Below are 8,700 nucleotides of genomic sequence, written 5' to 3' on the forward strand. Positions count from 1 at the left end.
GTGAAAACGGCGCGAAGGCGGTGGCGGAGGAGGCGATGCGGGCCCGGGTGGGCCGGGAGTTCTTCGCCGCGCATCCGCTGGCGGATCTCGCGGGTCGGTCCGGGCGCTGGCTGGGGAGTCGGGGCCGGATCATCGAGCCGATGTTCAAGGCGCCGGGTGCGGACCGGTACGCGCCGATCGGTTGGGACGAGGCATTCGGGATCATCGCGGGGGAGTTGAACGCGCTGGACAGTCCAGACGAGGCGGTGTTCTACACGTCGGGTCGGACGAGTAACGAGGCGGCGTTCGTCTGGCAACTGTTCGCGCGGATGGTGGGGCGGAGATCGACGAACTGGCTGGGCGGGTGCTGGCGGCGCGGCGGGTGGTGGTGTGCTGGGCGACGGGGTTGACGCAGCACGCGAACGCGGTCGCGACGATCCAGGAGGTGGTGAACTTCCTGCTGTTGCGGGGCAACATCGGCCGGCCGGGGGCGGGGGTCTGCCCGGTCCGGGGGCATTCCAACGTCCAGGGCGATCGGACGATGGGGATCTGGGAGAAGATGCCGGCGGCGTTCCTCGACGCGCTCGGCGCCGAGTTCGCCTTCACCCCGCCGCGCCGCCACGGGTTCGATGTGGTGGGGACGATCCGGGCGATGCGCGACGGCCGGGTGAGGGTGTTCCTCGGCATGGGCGGGAACTTCGTGGCCGCGAGCCCGGACACCGCGGTGACGGAGGCGGCGATGCGGTCGTGCCGGCTGACGGTCCAGGTGTCGACGACGCTGAACCGGTCGCATGTGGTGACGGGCCGGGCGGCGTTGATCCTGCCGGCGCTGGGCCGTACGGAGATCGACGTGCAGGCCGCCGGACCGCAGCAGGTCAGCGTCGAGGACTCGATGGGGATGGTGCACGCCTCCCGCGGCGGTCTGGCGCCGGCCGGCCCGGGGCTGCGCTCGGAGGCTGCGATCGTCTGCAGCATCGCGGCGGCCACCCTGGCCGGCCAGCCGGAGGTGGCCGAATCGGGGCCGGCCGAATCGGGGACAGCGGACCGGTCGGGGCCGGCCGAATCGGGGACGGTGGACTGGGTGGGGCTCGCCGGGGACTACCGGCGGATCCGCGCCCACATCGCCCGGGTCGTCCCCGGGTTCACCGATTACGAGGCGCGCCTGGCCGAGCCGGGGGGGATTCCCGCTCCCGCACCCGCCGCGGGACAGCCGGACGTTCCCGACGCCGAGCGGGCGGGCCGCGCTGACGGTCAACACCTGCGAGGTGCTGCGGGTCCCGCCGGGACACCTGCTGTTGCAGACCGTCCGCTCCCACGACCAGTACAACACGACGATCTACGGCATGGACGACCGGTACCGCGGGGTGCGCCGCGGCCGGCGCGTCGTGTTCGTCCACCCGGACGACCTCGACGACCTCGGTGTCGCCGACGGCACCCACGTCGACCTCGTCGGGGTCTGGACGGACGGGATGGACCGGCGCGCGGAGAACTTTCGCGTCGTGGCCTACCCGACCGCCCGCGGCTGCGCCGCCGCCTACTTCCCGGAGACCAACGTCCTGGTCCCCCTCGACAGCACCGCCGCCCGCAGCAACACCCCCACCTCGAAATCCCTGGTCATCCGCCTGGAGGCAGGCTGAGACCGGGCCGGCACGGGCGAGTCGGAGGTATCCAACGGCCGGTCAGCCACGGTGGGAGCGGGTCCATATGATCATCTGGTCGCTCCTGTGCCCGGTCCGGCCTGTGGGCGGGTCCAATGGGTCGCCCGGCGGGGCGTATCGGTCGATCCAGGACGCGAGGGTGTCAGATGCGCCCTACTCGAAGCCCCGGCGCAGGGGTGTGTTCCGGCGGCTGGATCAGGCCGTCGCCAGCGTCGATCTGCCGGCGGAAGCCCCCCGCCGGGGCAGAGCGTCCGCGGCGCCTGCGGGGGTGGCTGGTCTGCGTCGTGCGAGACCGGGTTCTTGACGGCGGTTGCCGGGGAGGATGCGGCGCTCCCAGCCGAACAGGTAGAGCAGGATGGGGACGAAGGCGAACTTGAACAGTTCGAAACCCTGCGCGGAGTTGATGAGGGAAGCGACCAGGAAGGGTATGAAGAGGGCGGCCGATGCCGGCCGTTTGACCAGCTGCAGCAGGACCAGGAAGATCGCTGCCAACAAAGTGTACGCGCCGATCCGACCGAAGTCGAACAGCCAGGTCACGTAGAGGGAGTTGGCCGCGTAGTTCCGGTCGTCACCGTATTTCTGGGCGAGATAGACGGAGTTCGAGTTCGGGCCGTAGCCGATGTTCGGATGACCGTTCTGCCGAGTCTCGGCCATGACGATCCGCGCGCTCGTGTAACGGCCGTTGGCGGTGGCGGGTGCCGTGTCATCGCCCAGCGCATCGAGTCCGGCGACGAGCCGGCCGAACGCGACCGTCAGGCCGTTGTTGCTGGCCAGGTAGCCGGTCGGGTCGATCCGGCCGATCCCGGCGACGGTCAGTGGCAGGACGGCGGCGAGGACGATCGTCCGGCGGCCCCGGGCAGCCACCGCTCGAATCCCGTTGAGATAACAGAAGATCAGGCTGATAGAGGCGGTGAGCAGGACCGTGGGTGATTTGGTCAGCAGACCGGCGAGGACGACGAGTGCCAGGTTTCGCCACGACCTGCGCCGGACCGCCAGCAGGATCAGCACGGAGATGACCGGGGCCCAGGACGAGGGCTCGGCCAGCAGCCCGCGCAGCCGGGGCGTGCCGCCGGAGCCGGCGTCTACCCACACCGGCGCCGGTAGGACGGCGGCGACGGCATAGCCGGCCAAGGCGATCCACACGCAGCCCAGTGACATCCGCCAGAAGACGTGTTCGAGGTGGCGGCGATCGAAGAAGAATGCCGCAAAGACGGCGATCGAGGCGTAGAAGACGCCGAACCGCAGGCTTGCCGCGAGGTATTCGGCCGCGCCGTCCGGGCCCATCGGGGCCATCGGGGCAAGGGAGTAAAAGCACATGACCGCCGCGATGAAAAGTACGGCCAACAGGCTGCGCAGCGCGCTGTGGACGAAGGTGGCACCGTTGCGGCGCGAGACCAGGGAGAGCACCGCGAGAAAGGAATAGAGAAAAACCTGGATCTTTGTGGTCGGGATGCCCACCCTGGCCGTTGGGGAGACCGGAACGGTGCAGACCAGATAACAGCCGACAAACACCCAGGTCGCCAGCCGGGCGGCCGGCCCGATCAGCTCGTTCTGCTGCGTCTGCTCCGCGGTTTTTGGGGCGGTGTTCCACATCCCGGGGGAGCCGGCGGAGGTCGGATCGGGGGCAATCGTGACCGATCGCATCGCCGGCACCGTGGATTTCCCCCCAAGGGGTATAGACGCCGTGATTTCCCCGAAGCCCATGTGGAGCATGGTAACAACCGCTGGAGCGCTTTCCCTCGGCATCCCTCGGCGGTGGGGCGCGGGTGTCGCCGCGGCGACCCTTTCCGGGGATCGACTGCCGATAACCGGGCCTTCGCGGACGACGCACGCGTTCAGGGCCGGCGGCCCGTGCCGGAAATAACCTTCGCCGGTGCATTCGTCTTGGCACCACGGATCCCGGCCGCGATCACAAGGTCTCGAACGGAAAGGTCATCCTGTGCGTTCGCGATCCGGCGGGACCCCGCACCCCCGTCGTCCCGACCGCTGATCCTTTCCCCGCCGAGTTCTCCCTCCGGGCGGCGGGCGGGGAAACCCTCGGCGGGTGGGGTGGATCGATAGATGTTCTGTCTTTTGGTGTGATCATACTACGACTGTCGGTGTCGGGAGCGTGCTCCCGGTGCCGACGGTGCTGCCCATCAAGCGATGGATATCTGACCAGGTCACCTACATTGGCCCTCCGGGCAGGGCGTGATGGCAGCCAGCAGGTGGCGGTCACCCGACGGGCGGGCAGAGGGCGCGATGAAGACACCTGAGCGGTTGTTCGATCTCCCCGGCACGGTTGCCGTCATCACTGGCGGAAGCCGGTAGGCCGTTCGAAGCCCGTGTGCGGTGGTTTTCCCCGCCCGGGTCGACCTGCTGACCGCATTCATCCTGGACAGGCCCACTTTTAGGATCACCGGCGTGGCGACAGGCCCACTTCTAGCGTCACCGGCATCGCAGTGCACACGCGGGAAGGAAGTCACATGCAGGAAAGAGGCCACGTGCAGGAAAGAAGTCATGTGCCACTGGGGCGTCACGTGCGGGAAATTGGTCACGTGCGGGAAGGAGGTCACATGCGGGAAATTGGTCACGTGCGGGAAGGAGGTCACATGCGGGAAATGGGTCACGAGCAGGAAGCGGGTCATGTCCAGGAAGGAGGCCACGCGCCGCGGAGACGTCACGTGCGGCTGGTACGTCACGGGCGGCAGGACATCGTGAGGAGGGGACGGCGTTCCCGGCGGCGCCGGACCGTCATCGGGCTCGTCCTCGCCGCGACGACCGCGACGACGGCCACCGCGACGACCACCGCCCTCATCGACCCCGCCGCGGCCACCGGGCCGACCACGGCTTGGCACCACACATCCTCCTACCGCGGGGATGTGGTCTCCATCAAACGGCTACGGGTCCTGTCGGCGGAGTATGTGCGGGCGGTTCTGGCCGGTACCGGGTTCGACGCCGATCCGGAGGTGATCCGGTCGGGGGTGCGGACCTACCGGGTCGTGTACTACACGATCGACCCCCGTGGACGTCGGACGACCGCCAGCGGCCTGGTGGCGCTGCCGCGCACCGAGGACCGCTGGCTGCAGGTCGTCTCCTACGCCCACGGCACCGAGATCAACCGCGCGGACGCCCCGTCGACCGCGACCGATCTGGAGGCCAACTCCTGGGGGCAGGCCCCGGCCCTCACCTACGCCGCCGCCGGGTTCGCTGCGGTCGCCCCCGACTACCTGGGCTACGGCGTCGGGCCGGGTGACCATCCGTGGCTGGATGTCCCCTCGGAAACCAGCGCGTCGCTGGACCTGCTCCGTGCGGCGCGCACCGTCGCCGCGCGTGAAGGCCGGAAGTTCAAACGGGATGTGCTGGTCACCGGGTTCTCCCAGGGCGCTTCGGCGGCCACGGGACTGGGGAAGGCACTGTGGGCCGGCGCCGACCCGTCGTTCCGGCTTGGTGCCCTGGCGCCCGTCAGCGGAGCCTATGACCTTCGCTCCGTGGAGCTGCCGGCGTGGCTGAACGGGCAGGTCGCATGGCCCTTCGGCGTCGGCTACACCGCCTTCTTCCTCGTCTCCTGGAACCGCCTGTACCACCTGTACCGCTCGCCCGCGGAGGTGTTCCAGGATCCGAAGGTCGCGACGCTCTTCGACGGCAAGCACACCGGGGAGCAGATCCTCGCCGGCCTGCCGGCGACCACCGGCAAGCTGCTCACCCCGCACGGCTTCGACCTGCTCCGCAACCCCTGGGACGGGCTGGCCGTGGGGCTGTGGGCGGCGGACCATACCTGTTCGAACTGGAACCCGAGGGCGCCGGTCCGGCTCTTCGTCGGCGGCGCCGACCATCAGGTTCCGCGGGCCAACAGCGAGCATTGCCAGGCCGCGTTCCTGGCACGTGGCGCCGACGCCCCGATCATCAACCTGGGACCCAACGTCGGTCATCTCGACTCCAACAAGGCCGGTACGGCCGCGGTCGCCCGCTGGTTCCGGCAACAGGTGCAGCAGTAGCGGCGAGTTGACGGACCAGGGCGATCCATGCTCTCCGGCCTGATCCCGGACGGGCTGGGCCGGCCGGTCGGGACGCGGGTGGTTGTGGCATTCCACCCGCGTCCCGACTACCGCCGGTCCCATCGCCGGCGATGGTCGGTTCATCGTCAGCGGCGGTCAGGTATCTCGGCGCCTCCTGGGAGTGCAGACAAGATAATCAACGGCGTTGACGACGTTCCGACCGCCATTTTTGATCATGCCTAGATTCGGAAAGGCCACACCGGGGGCCCGATGGTTTCGGTGCGGACGGGGAAATTGGGGCTGGGCATATTGACCTCGAGTCCGAGCCTCTTGTTGATTTTGAGAGCGCGATTCGCATAAAAAGCGAGGATTCGCGGGGCCACTGACGCCACCGTGGCGGTGGCTGGCTCGGGTATGACGGCCGAAACTATCGCAGCTATGTCGACGCCGTTAGCGACCATCTCGGTCTCCTCTCTGGTGAAGAAGATCTTCCAACCCCTGTGGACGCTGGTGGCGGATGCCATTGATGCTCCGTTTATGTCTGACCTCAGGTCCCGACAGGCGACAGGCTTGCACCAGAGCGACGGAGACTCGATGGTAGTTCGCTGATGGCGCAATAAGCACTTACTTGCGGTAATGGCACCGCTGGGCGTTTCCGCGGGCAGGATGCGGCCGACCGGGCGGGTGACCAGCCGTCGGACGATGATGGTGCGGTGGGTGCTCGACACATCCCTGAAGCCCATAGGTGGCCCATGGCCGGCGTTGACCGCCTGAACGATCTTCCTGCCCGGCGGGATACCAGCTCCGCTCAAGAGAGGAAAGGAGGAAAGGAGGAACGAAAGGGGGGAGGGACCGGGCGAAGGAAGAAATGATCGGGCAACGGGAAGAGGAAACCCGACGCGCGCAGTCCGCCGTCCAGGGGACGGGCTCAGGAGTGACTCAAGGGCGGTTCAGGAGACGGGCCGGGGGCTGTTCATGGGCGGGCCAGACGGTGGATCAGGCGCCGTGGCGTCGCTCCCTGGCGGCGAAGCTGCGCAGGGCGCGCAGGAAGTCGATCTCACGGAACGCCGGCCAGTACGCCTCGCAGAAATACAGCTCCGAGTAGGCGCTCTGCCAGAGCAGGAAGTTGGACAGGCGCTGTTCCCCGCTGGTGCGGATCACCAGATCGGGGTCGGGCTGGCCGGCGGTGTAGAGGTGCTGGGCGATGTCGTCCACGGTCAGCGTCGACGCGACGTCGGTCAGCGAGTCCCCGGCCTCGGCCCGCTCGTGCAGCAGCTCGCGCAGGGCCTCGATGACCTCCTGGCGACCCCCGTACCCGACGGCGAGGGTGACGTGGGCGCCGGTCGTGACGCCGCGGGTCGTCTCCACGGCCTCCTTGAGGACACGGGCCGTGCTGTCCGGCAGCGTGTCCAGCATGCCCGCGAGATGGACCTGCCAGCGGGCGTCCGGCCGCCCGAGCCGGCCGGCCACCACCTGCTCGATCACCTGCATGAGGAAGGCGACCTCGGCGTCCCCGCGCTGCTGCAGATTCTCCGTCGAGCAGACGAACACGGTGACGTGTTTGATTCCGACAAGCTCGCACCAGGACAGGACGTCCTCGGCGTGCTCAGCGCCGTACTTGTGGCCGAGGCTCGGATTCGCCATGCCCATCTCGCGGGCCCAGCGGCGGTTGCCGTCCATGACCAGCCCGACGTGCGCAGGCAGTGGACCCGCCATGACCTGCCGACGCAGGCGACGGGTGTAGAGCGCGTAGAGGGGGCCGGCCGTCATCTGCACCTTCGATTACACCTTCGATTGTGGGACGCCCGGCGATCGCGGGGCACCCGGGGGAGGAGGAGTCCGGGAGAGCCCATGGTCGGAGAGGGGTGCATGGCCGCTTCCGGCCTGTGGTCGATGGGCCTGTGGTCGATCTGTCGTCGGTGCCGTGGGTGTCGCATCGCCGCATGCGGGGTAGCGGGGTAGCGGGGTAGCGGAGGAGTGGTACGTCGGAATACCAGTGTGCCCTCTCCCGAAGAAGGGCTTCCGCGGGGGGGGCTCGGGCCGGCGCCGCGATCGGGCGGTCCACCGGTCACAGGACCGCCACCGGCCCACCCGCCCCGTGCAGGTCCAGCGCCGGAATCACCAGCCAGTTCTCGTAGCCCCCCGCCCGGGCGTGCCGGTTCGCCTCGGCCGGTGTCACGAAGAACCCGACGACGCCTTCCACCGCCCGATCCGGCCCGATGAGGACCGCCAACGCCCATAGCGGGCCGGATTGCTGCGGATTCGCGGCCGGAATATGCGACCACACGTCCGACCAGCTCGACTGGTCAGTCGAGGACTCCATCACGCACCCCTCTTCACGCAGCTCGTCCGGAGCCACCCACGGCGGCTATGGCGGACGAAGGTCGACCGGCGAGAACCATTGGTATCACTATCGGTGCCGTCTCTGCGTCTTACGGTGACATTCGGTAAGTTTCTGTCCATACTCTCGCCACGGCGCTCCAGATGAACAGCTTGGCGCCTCGGGCCCCTCTTCCGTGCCTATTTCAACACGAGCGCAGGCTGAGACGTGACACACGGGCCGCCGTTCGGCGATGCTTTGATGATTTGAGTTCTTCGGACCCGTTCCAGGCCCTCGCGGTCGGCGGTCCAGCGAGGGAGTTCGCGCAGGTTGTCCGCCATGGCCCTTGGCCTCTCGCCGGGCACCGCGGGGTTCAAACGTCTGCACGTGCAGCCGGCTCTCACGATGGGACCGGACCCAATTCTTCTGGAGTATGCACGCGCAGATGTACGGGCGTGCGCATACGCGTACGGTTACTGGTCAGGTATTGACCGGCTTGTGGTGACTTTGAGTTAAGCCGCCGAGAGGGTGGGGGTCTGTCTGGTGGGATGCCCAGGTCGGTCAGGAAGCGCAGGTAGTCGTCCTCGCGGTCGGCGAGGCGGCGGGCCAGGGCGTTCTCGGCGCGCATCGGCTTCCTTGCCCGCGGGGAGGTCTGGCTGATCCCGACCTGGACGGCGTGGCGGAACCGGCGCGGGCGTCGGCGGTGAGGCGCTGCAGGTCGACGAGGGCGTCGCGGGCCTGGCTGGCCCAGCAGAGGAACCGGCCA

General features: G+C 68.6%; 5 protein-coding genes and 1 pseudogene. 2 read left to right on the forward strand and 4 right to left on the reverse strand.

Features of this window, described 5'->3' with window-relative positions; genetic code table 11:
• Positions 1 to 1,616: pseudogene (locus AC08OO_RS20745) on the forward strand (molybdopterin dinucleotide binding domain-containing protein); the annotation flags it as partial.
• 216 nt (positions 1,617 to 1,832) lie between these two features.
• Here the strand turns inward: AC08OO_RS20745 and AC08OO_RS20750 are convergent.
• Together AC08OO_RS20750 and AC08OO_RS20755 are read right to left on the reverse strand one after the other, a co-directional pair.
• Positions 1,833 to 3,281, reverse strand: coding sequence for a hypothetical protein (locus AC08OO_RS20750; RefSeq protein WP_476611393.1), 1,449 nt, complete (start codon positions 3,279 to 3,281; stop codon positions 1,833 to 1,835).
• A gap of 518 nt (positions 3,282 to 3,799) precedes the next feature.
• Positions 3,800 to 4,318, reverse strand: a complete 519-nt coding sequence (locus AC08OO_RS20755; RefSeq protein WP_476611392.1) for a hypothetical protein — start codon at positions 4,316 to 4,318, stop codon at positions 3,800 to 3,802.
• On the opposite strand from AC08OO_RS20755, the gene AC08OO_RS20760 reads away from it, so the two are divergent.
• Positions 4,301 to 5,614 (forward strand): lipase, encoded by a 1,314-nt coding sequence (locus AC08OO_RS20760; RefSeq protein WP_476618942.1) that lies wholly within the window; start codon positions 4,301 to 4,303, stop codon positions 5,612 to 5,614. The two genes, AC08OO_RS20755 and AC08OO_RS20760, sit on opposite strands and share 18 nt — an antisense overlap.
• A 996-nt stretch (positions 5,615 to 6,610) precedes the next feature.
• Here the strand turns inward: AC08OO_RS20760 and uppS are convergent.
• Together uppS and AC08OO_RS20770 are read right to left on the reverse strand one after the other, a co-directional pair.
• On the reverse strand, positions 6,611 to 7,384 hold the full coding sequence (gene uppS / locus AC08OO_RS20765) for a polyprenyl diphosphate synthase (protein ID WP_476611389.1): 774 nt from the start codon (positions 7,382 to 7,384) through the stop codon (positions 6,611 to 6,613).
• A gap of 298 nt (positions 7,385 to 7,682) precedes the next feature.
• On the reverse strand, positions 7,683 to 7,937 hold the full coding sequence (locus AC08OO_RS20770; protein ID WP_476611388.1) for a hypothetical protein: 255 nt from the start codon (positions 7,935 to 7,937) through the stop codon (positions 7,683 to 7,685).
• Positions 7,938 to 8,700: the final 763 nt, after the last annotated feature.

Source organism: Frankia sp. CeCAU1 (assembly GCF_977971845.1).